The sequence below is a fragment of the Streptomyces sp. NPDC046557 genome, assembly GCF_040645975.1.
Taxonomy (GTDB): Bacteria; Actinomycetota; Actinomycetes; order Streptomycetales; family Streptomycetaceae; genus Streptomyces.
The window spans coordinates 22,010-38,178 of sequence record NZ_JBEYZH010000022.1; the positions used below are offsets into that span (position 1 = coordinate 22,010).

A 16,169-nucleotide genomic window follows, 5' to 3' on the forward strand; every position below is an offset into this window, starting at 1 on the left:
GCCGACTCGGCCGCCCTCATGGGAGAGCAAGCACCAAGACATGACATGCCGTCAGACGGCGGCGCAGCGCGAGCAGTCCACCTCTCAGCGGGCGTCGAGTTCGTCGAGGATGACACGTTACAACCTCCCCCATAGCCGGGCCTGGCTCCACTGCGCGAAACGTCGGTAGCCCGCCTGCCGGCTCAGCCCGAATACCGGCGGAAGTTATGCCCTGGCTCCGCTGACGAACTTCTCAGTATCGCCATCGCCGTCCGCCTCCACCGGGAAGGCGGCTGACGACGGCCGGGCGGCGTGCCCTCCGTGCGAGCGCTAACGGGGCGCTACGGACCCGGCGGCGTCGCCGGCGGCTCGGCGGCGGACCTGGTCCTCCTGGGCCAGACGACGCAGCAGTTCGAACACCGGGGCGCAGATCGCGAAGACGATGACCGCCCGCTCGGCCAGAGCCACCGGGTCGTCGAGGCCCGCCGCGCGTTCCAGGTCCAACCGGGCCACCGACTCGGCCAGTCTCGCGTAGGCGGTGAGCTCGCCCGGAACGTACTGCGCATCCAGCCGCCGCAGTTCCCGCAGGGCCGCCGTCAGCCCCTTCACGTGCGGTGAGGTCGGGGGCGCCTGCCAGTCCAGCGCCGCGAGCAGCTCCGCAACCTCGGCCCCGGCGGTCGCGTCGGCCTCGGCATCCTCCTCGTGGTCTACGGCACGCTGGGTCGCCACCGGCACCGGCAGGGCGTAGCTCACTGCTCCGAGAGCGCCCTCGGTGGTGTGCGCCTGGTCGACGGCCCCGAGCACGTCACGGGTGGCGGCGATGGACAGGCCGCCGAGCGTGGTCAGCGCCTTGATCAGCCGCAGCCGCTGCGCGTGCTCATCCCCGTACTCGGCGATGGTCGCGGCGGTGGCCCGCCCCGCGGGCAACAGGCCCTGGCGCAGGAAGTACTTGATGCTGGCGACCGGCACGCCGGTCCGCCGGCTGAGCTCCGAGATCTTCATGCGACTTCCCTGCTGGTCATGCGGCCGGTGCGTCATCGGTGATTGGACACCACAACAAGATACTGCCACTATCCAATAGCTGGATACCTTAGGTATCCAGCTTAGGAACCGCTACGCAGCCGCACCGGAGAATCGATGCCTCATCCCACGCCCCCCTCCGTGCTCCGCCGACCCCGGTTGTGGATCGGAACGGGACTCATCGCCGCCGTGGTCTCGATACTGTTCGCCCTGCTCTATGTCGGTGGCAACGTCAACCCCAGAGGCAACCTGCGCGACCTGCCCGTGGCCCTGGTGAACACCGACAGCGGCGCCGACGCGGGCGGCCGCCACCTCAATCTGGGAGAGCAGGTCGTCTCGGGGATACGGAAGGCCGCCGAGGGCGACAAGAGTATCGACTGGCAGGTCGTCAGCCGTGAGGAGGCCGAGAGGCGGTTGGGCCGGGGCAAGGTCTTCGGCGCCCTCGTCATACCCAAGGACTTCTCCGCCACGGTGACCGGGCTGACCGCTCCCCAGCCGGCGCCCCAGGGCCGGCCCGCCCCGCCGACCCTGACGGTGCTGACCAACCAGCCCGCCGGCAGCATCGGCTCCTCCATGTCCTCCCAGGCCGCCCAGAAGGCCGCCCACGCAGCATCCGCCCAGCTCGGCCAGGAACTGCTCAAGCAGGCCGGGGCCCAGAAGACCCCGCTCCCGACGGCGGCCCTGCTCAAGCTGGCCGATCCGGTGACCGTGAACGTCGCCGACGGCCACCCTGTCGGCTCCCGAAGCGCCATGGGCCTGAGCGCCTTCTACTACGCACTGGTCCTGGTCGTCTGCGGCATGCTCGGCGCCAACGTGGTCAACTCCCAGGTCGACACCGCACTGGGCTACCTGCACACCGATTTCGGCCCTTTCCGCAAGCGCGAACCCGTCCGGCACACCAGCCGCGTCCGCACCCTGGCCATCGGCATGGCGCTCATGCTCGGCCTGTCCGTGGTCATGGGCTCCCTGGTCGAGGTCGCCACAGTCGGCATCCTCGACATGGATGCCTCCCACCTCGGCCTGCTGTGGCTCTACTCGGTCGCCACCATCGCGGTGGTCGGCGTCGGCAGCCTGACCCTGTTCGCCGCCTTCGGCACCCCCGGTATGCTGCTGGCCACCATCGTGTTCGTCGCGATGGCCGTCCCCTCCTCCGGAGCCACCGTGCCCGTCCAGGCGCTTCCCGGCTTCTTCCGCGTCCTCGCCACGTTCGAGCCGCTGCGCCAGATCACCGAGGGTCTGCGCTCCCTGCTCTACTACGGAGCCCAGGCCGACGCGGGTCTGACCCGGGCGTGGGGCGCGATGGGTGTCGCCCTTGTCGCCGCACTGCTCTTCGGCTTCTCCATCACCCGCCTCTACGACCGCAAGGGGCTGCACCGCATTCCCCGCCCTGAGGCCGAGGCCGCGGCTGCGGCTGCGGCTGCGGCTGCGGCTGCGGTCTGCGACGAGACCCCTGAATCCCCGAAGTCCCCCAACAACGCAAGCCCCGCCACCGCCTGAGCAGCCGGCCCGCAGGGCCCGCCACAGCCGGGTGCGGACGGTCGGGCAGGACCCCGCACCCGGCGCCGCTTCGCGTACGGGCGGCTCATCGCAGGCATGCGTCCGGCCAGTCGGTGTGCAGGTCTCGTGCTCCTCGCACCGATCCGCCGGAACCAGGCGGCCGCCGCGGTCGTGGCGCTGGCACCAGGCAGGTCCGCCTTGGTACGCCAGATCGGTACGTCTCCGTTCCGGCGGGACGCGTAGAGGGCCCAGTGGTGGGACGCCATGGCCAGCACGGACATCACATGTTTGGCTCATGCCGAGCGGGTAGGGGCCGGAGAGGACGCGGCCGGAACCCTCGGCTCTCCGAGCCGAGGCTCGCGATAGGAGATGAGCACCATGCGCAAACGACTGCTGGGGGTGGCCGCAGCGGCGACAGTGGCGACCGGGATGTGGGCACCGGCGGCAATGGCCGCCACTCCCGCGAATGACCAGGACGCCAATTTCGTGAGGTCGGCGCACCAGGGGAACCTGGCCGAGATCGCTGCGGGCCAAGACGCTCAGAAGAGCGCGATGACCGCCTGTGTCAAAGAGGTGGGCGCGAAGCTGATCAGCGATCACCAGAAGCTCGACAAGGACCTGAAAGCCCTGGCCGTCAAAGGGAAGATGACGCTTCCCGCCGCTCCCACGACCGAGCAGCAACAGGCGCTCAGGGGGGTCACGGAAAAGGCCGGAACGGCCGGATACGACCCGGCGTGGTTGAAGAACCAGGAAACCGCCCACAAGCAGACCCTGGCCCTGATCGACTCGCAGATCCGCTCGGGCAGTGACACGGCCCTCGTCAACGCCGCCAAGAAAGCCCGCCCGGTCATTGTCATGCACCTTGACATGGTCCGTGGAGGCACCTGCCACACGATGTAGGAACTCCCTCCCAGTCTGGGTCGAGACCGTCTGCGGCGGTGGCACCACCTACGCCCTGGCAGGATGCCGCGGGACAGCCCGGCCTTCGGATCGCAGGCTCGGGGCGCGAGTCGCTCGCATGCTCCCCGCCGGCGGCCACGATCCGGCGCTCAGACCGGCGACGGCCAGAACCGGACGACCGGAATGAGGGTCGCCCCCCCACCAGCGCCGTACGGGGGCACCGACCTGAACCGCCCCACGGTACCGGCACGGCCGTACACGGATCCCCACCAAGGAGGCGATGGGATGTCTACGGCTCCCGCCGAAGCAAAGGTGCGCCGGTTTGCGTGTGCTGCCGGGTCACGACGGACCTTGCGGGCACCGGCCGGGAACGTAATCGCACTGCACCGCACGGCCGGGCGACGCCCGAGCAGCCGTGCCCGCCCGCTCTTGAGCTGCGGGAACCGATCACGGATGTACTCCCTGAGCTCCCGGCCGGGGAAGTATCTGAGTGACAGCTGCTGTGCGGTGCGGTGTTCACCTCGGAAGCCGTCGGCGGGCTGATCGGCAGCCTGCTCACCCGGCGGATCGTCGCGGCGTTCGGCCAAGGGCGCGCCACGTGCGCGTTGATGGTGGTCAGCGCCCTGCTGTGGTTGCTCGCGCTGCCCTTCTACCGGGCGGACTGGCGGTTCGCGGTCGCCGTCGTCTGCCAGGGGCTCGGTTGGACCGCCTTCATAACTTTCAAGGTCTCCTCGGTCGCCTACCGCCAGCGGCTGTGCCCCGAGCCGCTCCTGTGCCGGATGACCGCCACCTTCCGCTTCGTGGTGTGGGGGTCAATGCCGGTGCGCGCTCCTCGGAGGGCTGCTGGGAGAGCAGTTCGGGGCCCGGACCGCCCTGTGGGCCGGGGCGCTGGGCGAACTCCTCGCCGTGATTCCCCTCCTCCTCTCGCCGCTGCGCACGGCAGGTGAATCGCCGGACCCGGAGGGACGGCGCCACGCCCCTGCAGCAGTACAACCCTGAACCCCCGCTCCCCCGGCCCACCGCCCCTGTCCGCTCAAGGAGCCTTCGTGCGCTACACCCACGTCGACGTCTTCACAGCCCGCCCCCACAACGGGAACAGTCTTGCCGTCTTCCCCGAAGCCGAAGGCCTCACGGCCGCCCAGATGTTGGCCATCACCCGGGAACTGCGGTACTTCGAATCGGTGTTCCTGACGCCGGACCCCTCACGGCCGCGCACCCACCGGGCACGGGTCTTCGACCTCGCCGGAGAGCTCGACTTCGCGGGTCATCCCCTCATCGGCGCAGCGAGCGTGCTGCGCGCCCTGGAGGGCGACCCCCGCGCCACGGGGGACGAGACCACATGCTGACCCCGGGCATGGGGCACTCCCGGCTTCGGCTTCGGCCTTGATCAACTGGACCACGTTGGCCTTCAGGGCCGGATGACGGCCTGTGGCTCGACGGCCCGCCCCAGGGCCGGCCTCGGGAAGCGAAACAGCCTCGGGGCCGGCGCTGAGGGCCGGTTACTTTCTCCAGAACAGGTGGTGCTTCACCCCGCTCGGGCTGGGCACGACCTCCAGGTGGAACCGGTCGAGCAGCTCGTCGGGTGACTCCCACAGTCGCAGTCCGGAGCCGAGCTTCATCGGTGAGACAGCCACATGCATGGTGTCGACGAGGTCGGCGTCGAGAAACTCCCTGATGGTGGTCACGCCGCCGCCGAGCCGTACGTCCTTGCCCTGCGCCGCCGCCCGGGCCTGCTCCAAGACAGTGGCGGGGTCGCCGTCGACGAAGTGGAACGTGGTGTCGGACAGCGTGAACGAAGGACGCTCGTGGTGGGTCAGTACGAACACCGGAGTGTGGAACGGGGGCTCGTCACCCCACCAGCCCTGCCATTCAAGGTCGTGCCACGGCCCGCGCTGGGGGCCGAACTTGTTACGGCCCATGATCTCGGCGCCGATGTTGTGGGCATAGTCGCGCGTGAGGTAATCGTCCAGGCCCCGGCTCCCTCCAGGGGCGGTGCGCATGGGCCAGCTCGCCGTGGCACCGGCCCAGGCGAACAGCCTCGCGGGATCGACATGCCCGAACGGCTTCTCGAGCGTCTGCTCCTCACCGGCACCGATCCCGTCACTTGAGATGTTGAAGTTCTGAACCCGCAGTAGCTGACACTTGCTCCTCCTGTGCTGTCGACAACGGTGGTAAGACTGGCCGGGCGGAGAAAGCTCATCGGTGCTCTCGCACCGGTCAGAAGTTCCCATCCACCAGGCGGTCACGGCGTGATCCGACCACAACGCCCACTTCCTGCTTGGTAGCACGTCCCTCACCGTCAGCCCGGTCGTTCCGCCGTGTCGAGGTAGTGAATGATGCAAGGCAGGCTCATACCAAGCCATGTGCGTCGTCCCCGTCGCCCGGCGTTCGGGCGGGCAGCGGGGCAGTCGGAGCGGTCGCTCATCCCGGCTGCACCTGGCAGCCGGTAGCGGCCCCGGCCCAGAGCGCGGCCCGGGTCGCTACGAGTTCGCCGAGCACGCCCGCTCTGGCTGCCAGGGAGCCCGTGGGAGCCTGAGGGAGCCCGTAAGGACCATGCGCAGGGTGGCGTTCATCCGGCCGAGCAGCTGGTCGTGGCTGACGCTCTGGCGCAGACTGACCTTGGGGACATGGTCGACGCCCACCTCGAAGGTGGTGAGCAGCCAGCCGTCGGCGGCCACCCAGAGGGCCGGGCCCCGGTCGACCAGGGCGATCGGCCCCCCGGTCGGAGCGAAGGCCAGCCGAGGAATGGCCAGGACGCGCCCCGGGCCGAGCCGACCGGACAACGGGCGAGCCAGGAGTGAGCCGAGCATCCCTGCCCCGCCCGGGTGGGTCACCTCCCAAGCGACCCCGACACGCCAGGCGGAGAGCTCACCCCGACCAGCGCGCGGTCAACCGGGCCCTCGCCCGGGTCAGGGCTCCGGTCGAGCGCGCCATGGCACGGTTGAAGTCCTGGCAGATCTTCCGCAGATCCCGCATCAGCCCCGACCGCATGACCGTCATCGCAAAGCGGCCCTCACTCTGGAGAGGCAACACTGAAAACGCTCACTGATGTGAATCAGAACCGTGTCCGTCACGACGTTCTCCACCCTTTCCGCCCTTTCCGCGCTTTCCGCGTCGTCGTGTCACTGCGGTCAGTAGGAGCGGTGGCCAAGGATTTGGACCACACCGACCGGGAGGAACGCGGGCCGGTGTGGCTGTCCGACCTGGTACGGCACATAGCCCAGCGAGGCGGCGACCTCGACCTCTTCGGCCGTCTCCGCCTGGAAGACGAGCCGGCAGTGCCCTGACTCGGCCCTCGCGCGCTGCCAGAGAGCGGGAGCCGGTTTGCGCTCCGCCTCGGTGCGGGGAGTGAGGATCCGGCCGGCGAAGTCCTTCCAGGCGAAGGGCGCGGAGTCCTTCCACGCAGAGTCGACTTCCTTCTTCAGCCTGGCTGCACGCTCGGCATCGGTCATCCCCCAGGAGGGCGGAACGTTGGTGATCAGGCCGACTCTGATGTGGCGCTCGCGCAGGGCGCGCAGATAAGAGGCCGCTCCGTACTGATAGGCGATGCTGCCGTCGTCGGCGGTGTGCACGAGGGTCTCGCCCAGGTCGAAGTACACGACAGGGCAGGCGCTTTCGTCCACCGCACGCGCGACGGAATCCGTACCCGCGGCCCCGCTCACGCCCCCGGGCCCGGGCGCCGCCGCGCTCAGGGTGGTGCAGAGCACGGTCGACGCCAGGGCCGCACCGAGCGCGAGGCTCGCCCGACCCAAACCCATGGAGACGGATATGTTCATCGTGTCGTCGCCCTTCTCCTTGTGCACCGCGAGGACGCACGAACGTCCGGTCCATGACATGCAGAAGCCTGCCCATCCTCGTGCTGCCACAGGGATCTGCGCCAGACCCGGTCGACCTGCGCCGCGAATCCGGGGAACGCCATCCAACCGGCCCCACCGGTGACCGGGCTCGCAATCACCCGCCTGGGCGCGACCCTCGCGGCGGGGTCCACTGCCACACACGGCAGCACACATGACAAAGGCAAGGAGGTTCTTGCCCACTCCTTGCCACTATCAAGATATAGCGCAAAGGGGGCCTTGCGGCAAGGCCCCGGTCATGCCGCAGAATCTGCGAACGATCCGGGAACCGCCGGAAATCAGGGATTAACGAAGTGCGTGCGCATTCGGCGGCGTACGGGCGGTCGACGGGCACACAGCAGCCGGGCGTTGCAACACGCTCAATGGGGGTTTCTCATGACGAACACAGACATGGCCGTGAACTCAGACCTGGACGCAGACGTGATCGTGGCCGGTGGAGGCCCGACCGGCCTGATGATGGCCTGCGAGCTGCGCCTGCACGGCGTGCGGGTGCTCGTACTGGAGAAGGAGACGGAGCCGACCCGTCAGTCCCGCGCCCAGGGCCTGCACGCGCGCAGCATCGAGGTCATGGCACAGCGCGGTCTGCTGGACCGGTTCCTCGCGCTCGGCAAGCAGTACATGGTCGGCGGTTTCTTCGCCGGACTCGCCGAGTCCTGGCCGGAGCGGATGGATACGGCGCATTCGTACGTCCTGCACATCCCGCAGACCACCACCGAGCGGCTGCTGACCGAGCACGCCGTCGAGACCGGCGCCGAGATCCGGCGCGGCTGCGAGGTGACCGGGCTGGACCAGGACGACCGAGGGGTGAGCGTCGAACTGGCCGACGGTACGTGGCTGCGCTCGCGCTACGTCGTCGGCTGCGACGGTGGCCGCAGTACCGTGCGCAAGCTGCTCGGTGTCGCCTTCCCCGGCGAGCCGTCCCGGGTCGAGACGCTGCTGGGCGTGATGAAGCTGGACGTGGAGCCGCAGACGCTGGCCGCCGTGACGGCCGAAGTGCGCAAGACCCAGCTGCGGTTCGGTGCCATGCCCCTGGAGGACGGGGAGTACCGGGTCGTCGTGCCCGCCGACGGGGTGGCGGAGGACCGTGCCGCCGCGCCGACCCTGGAGGAGTTCAAGCAGCAGCTGCGGGCGTACGGCGGCACCGATTTCGGCGCACACTCGCCGCGTTGGCTCTCCCGCTTCGGCGACGCGACCCGGCAGGCCGAGCAGTACCGGGTCCGCCGGGTGCTGCTGGCCGGCGACGCGGCGCACATCCACCCGCCGACCGGCGGCCAAGGCCTCAACCTCGGTATCCAGGACGCGTTCAACCTGGGCTGGAAGCTGGCCGCGGAGATCTCCGGCTGGGCACCGGAAGGCCTGCTCGACAGCTACCACGCCGAACGGCACCCGGTGGCGGCCGACGTGCTGGACAACACCCGCGCGCAGATCCAGCTGATGTCGTCCGAGCCGGGTGCGCAGGCGGTGCGCCGGCTGATGGCGGAACTGGTGGAGTTCCAGGAGGTGAACCGGTACCTCATCGAGAAGATCACCGCGATCGCGATCCGCTACGACTTCGGCACGGGCCACGACCTCCTCGGCCGCCGACTGCGGGACGTCCAGTTGAAGCGGGGGCGCCTGTACGACCTGACGCACGCGGGCCGTGGCCTGCTCCTCGACCAGACCGGCCGCCTCTCGGTGGCGGGCTGGGCGGACCGCGTCGACCACGTCGTCGAGGTCAGCGAAGAACTCGACGCGCCCGCGGTACTGCTGCGACCGGACGGCCACGTCGCCTGGGTGGGCGACGACCAGCAGGACCTCCTCGTCCACCTCCCCGTGTGGTTCGGCACCGCCACGACCTGACCGCACCACTGCGGCCCTGCCAGGCCTCCCGGCCACGCCTGATGATCCTCGGTGAGGCCGGACGCGCCGACTCGTCTCCCGGATGGTGCCCCACCGACGAGCCTTTCGCCGAAACGCTCTGCTTGGGTACGACGATCGCCGGATCCCAGGCCGGCGATGGTGGCCAAGGAAGCAGTGAACCTGGAACGCGTCCACCGAGCCCTGTCTCACGACGGCCGAGACCGTCCTGACACGGCCCGCGGGCAGGTGTGGCGGGCGCCCGAAGGACGGCCGGCCGACCTGGAGCGAGCCGTCATCTATGCTTCAAGGCGACCGCTGGGCGGTGACTCGTCGCTTACGCGACACCTGCTGAGCGGTCAGTCCGGCCGGTCGGAGACAGCGACCTGCATCGGTCCCGGCCGGGACGGGGACCGGATGATCCCGATCATCAGCATCCTGGGGAATCGAGTGACCGCCCGCATGCGGCTCAGTGGTGTGGGGCGCCCGGGCCACCCGCCCGCGAGGAAGAACACCCCGAGGGAGAAGTGAGGTATGCCGGTGATCTGCGTCGGAGGCATGATCGGAATCGGCAAGACGAGTGTCGCCGAGCTGCTGGCCAAGGAGCTGGGCAGCGAGGTCTTCTACGAAAGCGTGGACGACAACCCGATCCTTCCGCTCTTCTACACGGCGAGCCCCGAGGAGATACAGGCCAAGCGCTACCCCTTCCTCCTCCAGCTCTACTTCTTGCGGACGCGGTTCGCCTCGATCAAGGAGGCGTACAAGCGGGGCGACAACGTCCTCGACCGGTCCATCTACGAGGACTGGTACTTCGCCAAGGTCAATCACGACCTGGGCCGGATCAGCTCCCTTGAAATGCGGGTGTACGAGGGACTGCTCGACGAGATGATGCGCGAGATCGACGGCCTGCCCTACCGCAAGGCACCCGACCTCATGGTCTACCTCAAGGCGGACTTCGAGACGGTGCTGCACCGCATCGGGCTGCGGGGCCGCGGCTTCGAGCAGGACGAGAGCCTCGTCGAGTACTACCGCACCCTGTGGTCGGGCTACGACGACTGGGTCCACAAGCACTACTCGGCCAGCGAAGTCCTCGTCATCGACATGAACCACACGGACGTCGTGCACAACCCCGACGACGCCGCCCGCGTGGCGCAAGAGGTCAAGGACGCCCTGGCGGCGGCGCGGCACCACGGCTGAAACCGTCCCACCGGCTGACGGCCGCGGCAGCGCGCGGCCCGGAAGCGGGCGGGGGCTTCTTCAGCAAGCGCCCGACGGTTGGAGGGCAACGCGGGCAGGGGGGGTTCCGGGCGCCGTCGAACGTACTCACTCGTCGGAAACCGGTCGTGTCCTCCTGCGCCTTGGGAAGGCAAGGGCCACGACGATCAGCGTTGCGACGCCGGTCAGGCAGAGCCAGGCAAAGGTGTCGCCGATCCGGTCATAGACCGTGGTGACGCCATGAGTGGCACGTAAGCCACCATAGCCTGGCAGCACGCGCACAGGCACCGGGGGTGCGATTGCGCTTCGTCGCTGAATCGAACATCGACACCCCCGAGTTGCGGCGCGGCGAGGTCGACCTGGAGGCGAACGCCAACCCCCCGAACGCACCGGACATCCGTACCGAGAACGTGGGCGAGACCCGCCTCGTCGTCGTCGTGAGGCAGGGGCACCCTCTCACCCGCGTCAGGACCGTCACCGCGAAGCGGTACGCCGCCGCCGAGCACGTCACCGTCTCGCGACGCGGAAACCTCGGCAATGTCCTCGACGACGCCCTCGCACCGCTCGGCCTCACCCGCCGCGTGGTGGTGACCGCGCCCACCGAAGCGGCCGCGCTGGAGTTCGCACGCGGTTCCGATCTCCTGGTCAGCGTCCCCGAAGCCACCACTCGCTCCACGGTCGCCGACCTCGGCCTGGTCGTACTCCCCCTCCCGCTCGAACTCCCGCCGGCCCGGATATACCTGTCGTGGCATCAGCGCTACGACACCGACCACGCCCACGCCTGGCTGCGCGGGCTGGCACGAACCGCCTTGGCCTTGGACGAAGCCTCGTAGCCGGCGCCCGTCCGGTCGCTTCCCCATCCGCCCACAGGGGACCACGTGGAGGCGCACAGCCCGCGTTTCACCAGCCGGCGCTCTCGCGCTCACCCAGGCCATCGGCCCGCAAACCGACTCGCGTTACTTACTCCGCCTCACCGAGGTCCGCAAGCTCAGCACCGCGACGAGCTGCCGGCTCACCATCCCGGCGCCACGCACCTCACTTTCACGGACGCCCCCCTGTACCTGCCGCCGGTGCCCTCGATGTGTCGACCTACGGCGACCTCAGCGTCCACAACCACCGCTGATCGGCCGTGCTGCCGCAGCCGAGGGCACAACCGATCCCGCTTGTCTCCTGCTCTTCGCCACGGTTGGGTAGCCAAGTCACCAACTTCGATGGTCGTTCCGAGGTTCAGCGGCGTCGGCCACGGGTGGTCCAAGCGCTGCCTACGCCGGCCACGTGGAGAGCGAGCAGCATCAAGCCGAGGATCATGAAATTGCCGGACGAGAACACGTGGTTCGTCGAGATCTCCGCCGCGTTGATCAGGAAGCTGATGAAGAACAAGACCGCGGCTGCGATACCAAGCATCATTGCTCCTTCCAGAAGGTGGGGTGCGTCTGCCCGCACATCGCGGCCTCATGCGGGCGTCGCGGCATCCCCGGAGCGATCCGGCCCGTATGGGCGCGCCAGAGGGAACGAACATGACGGAGCCTGGTGTACGGCCTCGCGGGCGGCGACCCTCATTCAGAGGCGATGCCCTTGGGCGGCGAGCCAGCGGTGGACGGCCGACTTGTCGGAGACGCTGATGCGGGTGGGTCCCGTCTGAGTCGGACCCTCCTCCTCGTTGAACGCCGTATCGGTGACACGAGCCGTCACCCAATGGGCCAACTCGCGAGCGGCCTCGGCCGACAGGCGCCGGTGCTCCCAGTCCTTCCCGGCTTCGTCGGCCGTGGGGGAACCATGCGCCCCCGCCTCCCGCAGCCATACCGGCACGAGCCGTTCGACGACCTGTTCGTCCGACAGCGCGGAGGACTCCTCACCTGATTCACTCACCCTCGTAGGCTGACAGCTTCGGCCCTGAACACCGCTCTCACACTCCACCCGATCCCCCTGATGCCACACCGAGGCGCTCGGCTATGCCCCGGACTCTGTGGTGAAAGCGGGTCCCGTACCTGGGCTGCGATGATGACGGCATGCCAGATCCCGGGACCACTGCCGTCGTCATCGTATTGCCCGATGCCACCCCGCTCCTCGATGCGGCGTGGCGTATCGACCCGGCTCTGGTGCGTCATGGTGTGCCGGCGCACGTCTCGCTCCTCTACCCGTTCGTGCCGGAATCAGCGCTGACAGGTCAAGACGAGAAGGGCGTGCGTTCGCTGGCGGCGAGTTTTCCGGCAGCTGATCTCCTCTTGGAGGAGCTCGTGACGGCGTCCGGCTTCGTCGCCGTCACCGTTCCGGAACTCCAACCGATCGTTGATGCGTTCCGCACCCAGTGGCCCGGGGTGCGCCCGTACGGAGGCCGCTTCGGAGCGCGGCCCGCCGCCCATCTCACGGTCGCCATGGGTACAGACAATCCGACAGCCTCCGCCCAAGTGCGCGCTGCGGTCGGCAGCCTGCTGCCTCTGCGCACCCGTGCGGCTGCGGTCCAGCTGGTGGTGCTGACGGAGGAAGGCTGGCGGCTGCGGTTCACCGCGCCGCTCGGCGGCCCGGACGGACGGTGAACACCGCCCACCGGCCCCCTCTGGCCCGTGACCACGACCAGAGGCCAGGACACAGCACCCACACTTGGCCACATTCCGAAGACGAGTGGAACTGCGCAATGACCGCATCGCCGGCGCCCCTGACGGCGGGCGGGACGGCTGCCCGCGGCTCCGGTGACGCGGATGCGGATCGCGTGGGCGCCCGAGGCGAGTCGGGGGCCGGCCCATACGGGGACGTCAGCGGTGCGAACCGCCGAGTACTCGTCGACCGTACTCGTCGACCGCCGCCTCGGCGCCACCGTCAACGGAGATGTTCACCATGGCGTGGCTCGGCGCGGTCACGGCGCGCAGCGTGACTGTCGGTACCGACGAAGCCCAGCGTCGCCGTGTCACCCGTGACGTCACTGTAGGAGTTCGTGCCGGCGTCCACACTCGGTTGTCCGACCTGGCCGCCGTTGCGGACACCACCGCGTTGCTCCACCTGCGCGAGCGGTTGAACCAGCCCCTGTGAAAAGGATCGCGTTCACGCACGGAGGAACAGGTCACCGCCCTCCGCCGCCGGCCGGACACCGCTCCGCGACGAGCCGGGACGACGGGGCACCTCACGGCCGTCGGCGAGCCACTGCCGCTCCACCGCGTCGTAGATCGGTACATCGGACACCTGCCCCCACTCCATGGCGAGCGAGCCGAAGACCGACTCCGGAGGCGAAACGGTTCTCTTCATGCCCTAGGCAACGAAGACCGCTCACATAGGTGGCGGCACGTGACTATTCCGTCATCTCTCCGTAGTCCTGAACGTGACCCGTCCAATGACGAGCGACCGCGCCGTCTGATCTCGTACGCAGTTCGGCCGACCCACTCGTGCGAGTGAAGGCCGCCGACCGCCCGGCGGGGCACCGCGACCAAGTGACGATCCCGACGCACCGTTAGCGTCAGTACTCCCGCCCCGAGGCAGGGTCCTCAGCGTCGGCCCCCGCCGGCCAGGACGGGGACCACGCTTTGCCCACCCACGTGCCCGCGAACCGGGGGGCGCCCAAGGTGTGCCATGGCTCGACCGCCGAGCACAGCCGGCTCTGCGACGGCTTCGGACGCCGAACCAAGCCCGTGAGATGAAGGAAGGGGCGCGGTATCGGTATGGACGACACCGACCTGAACGACCGGGAATGGGCCGCTGTCCGCCGTCTGCTCCCGCGATGCGGACCCGCAGGACCGAACTACCGGATGATGATCAACGGCTTGCTGTGGCAGCAGAGTACCGGCGGGCGCTGGCACGACCTGCCCTCCCGCTACGGGCCATGGCACCGCTGCGCCGAACGACTGCGCCTGTGGAACATCGACGGAACATGGCAGAACATCCTCACCGTTCTCGCCGCCGGCCGCCCGGTCCCCCACGACGCCCCGGTCCCCCACGACGCCCGTGCCGCCCACGATGATCGCAAGACGGGTGAGCCGGTCGACGAATGGAACACTCCCTGGCTGAGGTAAGCGCTCGCGGAACACGGGGCCGTGCCGGCTCTTCGAAAGCGCTGCTCAGGCCCAAGCGCGAGCCTCGACCTCAGGCGCTGTGGGGTGTGCGGCCGGTTGTCGCCTTCACCGGAGACTGTTTCACGGCCGTCCCCTGCACGCCGGGAGGCGGTCGCCCGAGCGGACCCCGCCGTCCGGCACCGGCCGGCCCCAGCGCGCAGGCCGGCCCGCGCAAGAAGAACCGCTTCGCAAGGAGGGGTGGGGCTTCCGCCTCGGACTTGAGGGCCGCGGGCAGGCCACCCGGAGCGTGCTCGCGGACCGCCTTCTTACGCCGAACTCGGCGTCGAAGGGTTCGGCGATGCCCCGGCACACGAACCATGCCGCCACCCCTCCCAGCCATCCCGTGGGCCCGTAAGGGCCTCGATGGCGCCGACAGTACGCACCACCTGTCGATCCGTCAGATCTTTTCGCCGGCCTCGGCCTCGGCCGTGACTTTGGCAGCTCAGTCGAGGCGGGAGACCTGGTAGTGGCTGATGTCCCAGCTGGCTGGCTCACCGTGGGCTTCTGGGCTCTCCGCGGCTCCTCGCGGCCCCGATGGGGCGTTCAGTGCCGCGCAATGCTGTACGCGTACGTTCAGGCCCAGAAGGCTTCGGTGACGGTGATCTGTGGGTCGGCTTGGCGGCGGATGAAGGTGAAGATGAGCCAGCCGCGGCCGCCGGCGAGGTCGGCGATGTCCGGTCCGCACGGGCTGGTCGAGGCAAGGGGTCGGACCGTGATCCAGTGCGGGAGGAACACGTCCGCGTCGATACCGCGGAAGTAGGGGTCATCGACGATGATCAGTTCCGCGCGGGCCGCCATCACCAGTTGCCGACCCTCGGACGGCATGCGCTCGAAGTCCTCCCACGCCTGTTTCGTCCAGTCCATCTGCCAGGGCGGGCCCAGCGGGATCGTCAATCACTGACCGGGCTCCACAGCGCCGGCTTCGTGCCGCAGACGGCTGTACTCCTCCAGCAGGCGTGCCGACTCCTGGGGGTCCTCGGACTTCGCGGCGCGGGCCTCAAGATCTCGGAGGTGTTCCTCGAGAGCGGGGTCGCGGGCGATCGCGTACTGCGTCCACCACAGCCGCATGAACGCCGGAACAGGGGTGACGCTGAACGCGTCGGCGATCACGCGCCGCCAGTGCGCCTCGAAGTCCGGCAGGAGGTGAGGGGCGTGTTCCTGGATGGCCAGGCGCAGGGCCTGCGGGGTGCGCTCGGGCATTTGGGGGATCCGAGCGGGTTCCCCGTCGTGGAAGTGGACGGGCTCTGCGGTCATCGCGCGCTGCTCTCTGGAAGTCCGGGGCCGCTCAGGCGGCGTCCGTCCGGGTATCGGCCTCGGCATCACTGTGCGCGGTCATCTGCTCGAACCATTCCGCCGGGACCAGGTAGGCGACGGTCTTGCCCTTGCGGGTGATGGCCGCGGCCTCGCCGGCGATCCGCGTACGGTCGAGGATCTCCCCCATGCCCTTCCGGAGATCGATCGTCGTGTAGGTCCTGGTTTCCATACCTCCAACATATAACAACTCTCATAGTTGCCACAGACCGCCCAGCCGTTCCGTCTGCCGTCGCTGCGGCCGTGGGCCTTGGCAGCCGGGCACGACTCGCGCCTGGTCGTCTCCGAGCCCATAGAGATCCAGGCTCCGCCCAAAGCCGTGATGGAACGCGTTGCCCGGCCCGCTCCGCACCGTGCCGGACGGCTCCACCGGGCGACCGATCACCACGGGATGACGAGTGCGGTAGCCGGCGAACGGGAGTGCCTGGTCAAGCAGGTCTTGGACGTCTCTCCGGGCCGGGGCACGAAGATTTTTTCGCCCTCGCCGGACTGGTCGCCGCCGGCCCCGCTCTCGCAG

18 protein-coding genes and 4 pseudogenes are annotated in these 16,169 nt (G+C 69.2%); 11 read left to right on the forward strand and 11 right to left on the reverse strand.

What is annotated here, in order from left to right:
* Positions 1 to 120: 120 nt before the first annotated feature.
* Together ABZ934_RS26925 and ABZ934_RS26930 are read right to left on the reverse strand one after the other, a co-directional pair.
* Positions 121 to 225: pseudogene (locus ABZ934_RS26925) on the reverse strand (IS5/IS1182 family transposase); the annotation flags it as partial.
* A gap of 84 nt (positions 226 to 309) precedes the next feature.
* Positions 310 to 981 carry a MerR family transcriptional regulator gene (locus ABZ934_RS26930; RefSeq protein WP_361317999.1) on the reverse strand — a complete coding sequence of 224 codons (672 nt, stop codon included), beginning with the start codon at positions 979 to 981 and terminating at the stop codon, positions 310 to 312.
* A 135-nt stretch (positions 982 to 1,116) separates the two neighbouring features.
* On the opposite strand from ABZ934_RS26930, the gene ABZ934_RS26935 reads away from it, so the two are divergent.
* The 4 genes from ABZ934_RS26935 to ABZ934_RS26950 all read left to right on the forward strand — a co-directional run bounded on the left by ABZ934_RS26935 (position 1,117) and on the right by ABZ934_RS26950 (position 4,742).
* Positions 1,117 to 2,496 (forward strand): YhgE/Pip family protein, encoded by a 1,380-nt coding sequence (locus ABZ934_RS26935; protein WP_361318001.1) that lies wholly within the window; start codon positions 1,117 to 1,119, stop codon positions 2,494 to 2,496.
* Positions 2,497 to 2,874: 378 nt separating this feature from the next.
* Positions 2,875 to 3,396 (forward strand): DUF4142 domain-containing protein, encoded by a 522-nt coding sequence (locus ABZ934_RS26940; protein WP_361318003.1) that lies wholly within the window; start codon positions 2,875 to 2,877, stop codon positions 3,394 to 3,396.
* A gap of 512 nt (positions 3,397 to 3,908) precedes the next feature.
* Positions 3,909 to 4,343 (forward strand): hypothetical protein, encoded by a 435-nt coding sequence (locus ABZ934_RS26945; RefSeq protein WP_361318005.1) that lies wholly within the window; start codon positions 3,909 to 3,911, stop codon positions 4,341 to 4,343.
* 99 nt (positions 4,344 to 4,442) lie between these two features.
* Positions 4,443 to 4,742 carry a PhzF family phenazine biosynthesis protein gene (locus ABZ934_RS26950; RefSeq protein ID WP_361318007.1) on the forward strand — a complete coding sequence of 100 codons (300 nt, stop codon included), beginning with the start codon at positions 4,443 to 4,445 and terminating at the stop codon, positions 4,740 to 4,742.
* Between the two features lie 153 nt (positions 4,743 to 4,895).
* Here the strand turns inward: ABZ934_RS26950 and ABZ934_RS26955 are convergent, their stop codons facing one another.
* Both ABZ934_RS26955 and ABZ934_RS26960 read right to left on the reverse strand, forming a co-directional pair.
* Entirely contained in the window at positions 4,896 to 5,528 is a 633-nt protein-coding gene (locus ABZ934_RS26955) for a dihydrofolate reductase family protein (RefSeq protein ID WP_361318148.1), read from the reverse strand.
* A 348-nt stretch (positions 5,529 to 5,876) separates the two neighbouring features.
* Positions 5,877 to 6,206, reverse strand: a complete 330-nt coding sequence (locus ABZ934_RS26960) for a hypothetical protein (protein WP_361318009.1) — start codon at positions 6,204 to 6,206, stop codon at positions 5,877 to 5,879.
* 68 nt (positions 6,207 to 6,274) lie between these two features.
* Between ABZ934_RS26960 and ABZ934_RS26965 the strand changes: the two are divergent.
* Positions 6,275 to 6,432 (forward strand): annotated as a pseudogene (locus ABZ934_RS26965) (transposase family protein); the annotation flags it as partial.
* Between the two features lie 95 nt (positions 6,433 to 6,527).
* Here the strand turns inward: ABZ934_RS26965 and ABZ934_RS26970 are convergent.
* Positions 6,528 to 7,232 (reverse strand): hypothetical protein, encoded by a 705-nt coding sequence (locus tag ABZ934_RS26970; protein WP_361318011.1) that lies wholly within the window; start codon positions 7,230 to 7,232, stop codon positions 6,528 to 6,530.
* Between the two features lie 393 nt (positions 7,233 to 7,625).
* Between ABZ934_RS26970 and rox the strand changes: the two genes are divergently transcribed.
* The 4 genes and pseudogenes from rox to ABZ934_RS26990 all read left to right on the forward strand — a co-directional run.
* The gene (rox, locus tag ABZ934_RS26975; protein ID WP_361318013.1) at positions 7,626 to 9,089 is read left to right on the forward strand and encodes a rifampin monooxygenase; all 1,464 of its coding nucleotides are present in this window, start codon (positions 7,626 to 7,628) and stop codon (positions 9,087 to 9,089) included.
* 531 nt (positions 9,090 to 9,620) lie between these two features.
* Positions 9,621 to 10,283, forward strand: a complete 663-nt coding sequence (locus ABZ934_RS26980) for a deoxynucleoside kinase (RefSeq protein ID WP_361318015.1) — start codon at positions 9,621 to 9,623, stop codon at positions 10,281 to 10,283.
* 299 nt (positions 10,284 to 10,582) lie between these two features.
* Positions 10,583 to 11,134, forward strand: a pseudogene (locus tag ABZ934_RS26985) (LysR substrate-binding domain-containing protein); the annotation flags it as partial.
* A 59-nt stretch (positions 11,135 to 11,193) separates the two neighbouring features.
* Positions 11,194 to 11,611, forward strand: a pseudogene (locus ABZ934_RS26990) (hypothetical protein); the annotation flags it as partial.
* Here ABZ934_RS26990 and ABZ934_RS26995 read toward each other — a convergent pair.
* Positions 11,529 to 11,708, reverse strand: coding sequence for a hypothetical protein (locus ABZ934_RS26995; protein WP_361318166.1), 180 nt, complete (start codon positions 11,706 to 11,708; stop codon positions 11,529 to 11,531). The pseudogene ABZ934_RS26990 and the gene ABZ934_RS26995 sit on opposite strands and share 83 nt — an antisense overlap.
* A 153-nt stretch (positions 11,709 to 11,861) precedes the next feature.
* The gene (locus ABZ934_RS27000) at positions 11,862 to 12,170 is read right to left on the reverse strand and encodes a hypothetical protein (protein WP_361318017.1); all 309 of its coding nucleotides are present in this window, start codon (positions 12,168 to 12,170) and stop codon (positions 11,862 to 11,864) included.
* Between the two features lie 140 nt (positions 12,171 to 12,310).
* On the opposite strand from ABZ934_RS27000, the gene ABZ934_RS27005 reads away from it, so the two are divergent.
* On the forward strand, positions 12,311 to 12,838 hold the full coding sequence (locus tag ABZ934_RS27005; RefSeq protein WP_361318019.1) for a 2'-5' RNA ligase family protein: 528 nt from the start codon (positions 12,311 to 12,313) through the stop codon (positions 12,836 to 12,838).
* Between the two features lie 502 nt (positions 12,839 to 13,340).
* Here ABZ934_RS27005 and ABZ934_RS27010 read toward each other — a convergent pair.
* Positions 13,341 to 13,541 (reverse strand): hypothetical protein, encoded by a 201-nt coding sequence (locus ABZ934_RS27010; protein WP_361318021.1) that lies wholly within the window; start codon positions 13,539 to 13,541, stop codon positions 13,341 to 13,343.
* 410 nt (positions 13,542 to 13,951) lie between these two features.
* Here ABZ934_RS27010 and ABZ934_RS27015 point away from each other — a divergent pair, with 410 nt between their 5' ends.
* The gene (locus tag ABZ934_RS27015; RefSeq protein ID WP_361318023.1) at positions 13,952 to 14,302 is read left to right on the forward strand and encodes a transposase; all 351 of its coding nucleotides are present in this window, start codon (positions 13,952 to 13,954) and stop codon (positions 14,300 to 14,302) included.
* Positions 14,303 to 14,914: 612 nt separating this feature from the next.
* Here the strand turns inward: ABZ934_RS27015 and ABZ934_RS27020 are convergent.
* From ABZ934_RS27020 to ABZ934_RS27030, 3 genes are read right to left on the reverse strand one after another with little or no spacing between them, the layout of a single operon-like run.
* Positions 14,915 to 15,235, reverse strand: a complete 321-nt coding sequence (locus tag ABZ934_RS27020) for a hypothetical protein (RefSeq protein WP_361318025.1) — start codon at positions 15,233 to 15,235, stop codon at positions 14,915 to 14,917.
* Positions 15,236 to 15,595 (reverse strand): hypothetical protein, encoded by a 360-nt coding sequence (locus tag ABZ934_RS27025; RefSeq protein ID WP_361318027.1) that lies wholly within the window; start codon positions 15,593 to 15,595, stop codon positions 15,236 to 15,238.
* A 31-nt stretch (positions 15,596 to 15,626) separates the two neighbouring features.
* Entirely contained in the window at positions 15,627 to 15,824 is a 198-nt protein-coding gene (locus ABZ934_RS27030) for a type II toxin-antitoxin system Phd/YefM family antitoxin (protein ID WP_361318029.1), read from the reverse strand.
* Positions 15,825 to 16,169 lie beyond the last annotated feature (345 nt).

Bases quoted from the DNA above. Each gene is read 5' to 3' on its own strand.
- ABZ934_RS26935 (WP_361318001.1), top strand. From the start codon at position 1,117: ATGCCTCATCCCACGCCCCCCTCCGTGCTCCGCCGACCCCGGTTGTGG.
- ABZ934_RS27010 (WP_361318021.1), bottom strand. From the start codon at position 13,541: ATGAAGAGAACCGTTTCGCCTCCGGAGTCGGTCTTCGGCTCGCTCGCC.
- ABZ934_RS27030 (WP_361318029.1), bottom strand. From the start codon at position 15,824: ATGGAAACCAGGACCTACACGACGATCGATCTCCGGAAGGGCATGGGG.
- ABZ934_RS27015 (WP_361318023.1), top strand. From the start codon at position 13,952: ATGGACGACACCGACCTGAACGACCGGGAATGGGCCGCTGTCCGCCGT.
- ABZ934_RS26960 (WP_361318009.1), bottom strand. From the start codon at position 6,206: ATGCTCGGCTCACTCCTGGCTCGCCCGTTGTCCGGTCGGCTCGGCCCG.
- rox (WP_361318013.1), top strand. From the start codon at position 7,626: ATGACGAACACAGACATGGCCGTGAACTCAGACCTGGACGCAGACGTG.
- ABZ934_RS26930 (WP_361317999.1), bottom strand. From the start codon at position 981: ATGAAGATCTCGGAGCTCAGCCGGCGGACCGGCGTGCCGGTCGCCAGC.
- ABZ934_RS27025 (WP_361318027.1), bottom strand. From the start codon at position 15,595: ATGACCGCAGAGCCCGTCCACTTCCACGACGGGGAACCCGCTCGGATC.
- ABZ934_RS26940 (WP_361318003.1), top strand. From the start codon at position 2,875: ATGCGCAAACGACTGCTGGGGGTGGCCGCAGCGGCGACAGTGGCGACC.
- ABZ934_RS26970 (WP_361318011.1), bottom strand. From the start codon at position 7,232: ATGTCATGGACCGGACGTTCGTGCGTCCTCGCGGTGCACAAGGAGAAG.
- ABZ934_RS26995 (WP_361318166.1), bottom strand. From the start codon at position 11,708: ATGATGCTTGGTATCGCAGCCGCGGTCTTGTTCTTCATCAGCTTCCTG.
- ABZ934_RS27005 (WP_361318019.1), top strand. From the start codon at position 12,311: ATGCCAGATCCCGGGACCACTGCCGTCGTCATCGTATTGCCCGATGCC.
- ABZ934_RS26980 (WP_361318015.1), top strand. From the start codon at position 9,621: ATGCCGGTGATCTGCGTCGGAGGCATGATCGGAATCGGCAAGACGAGT.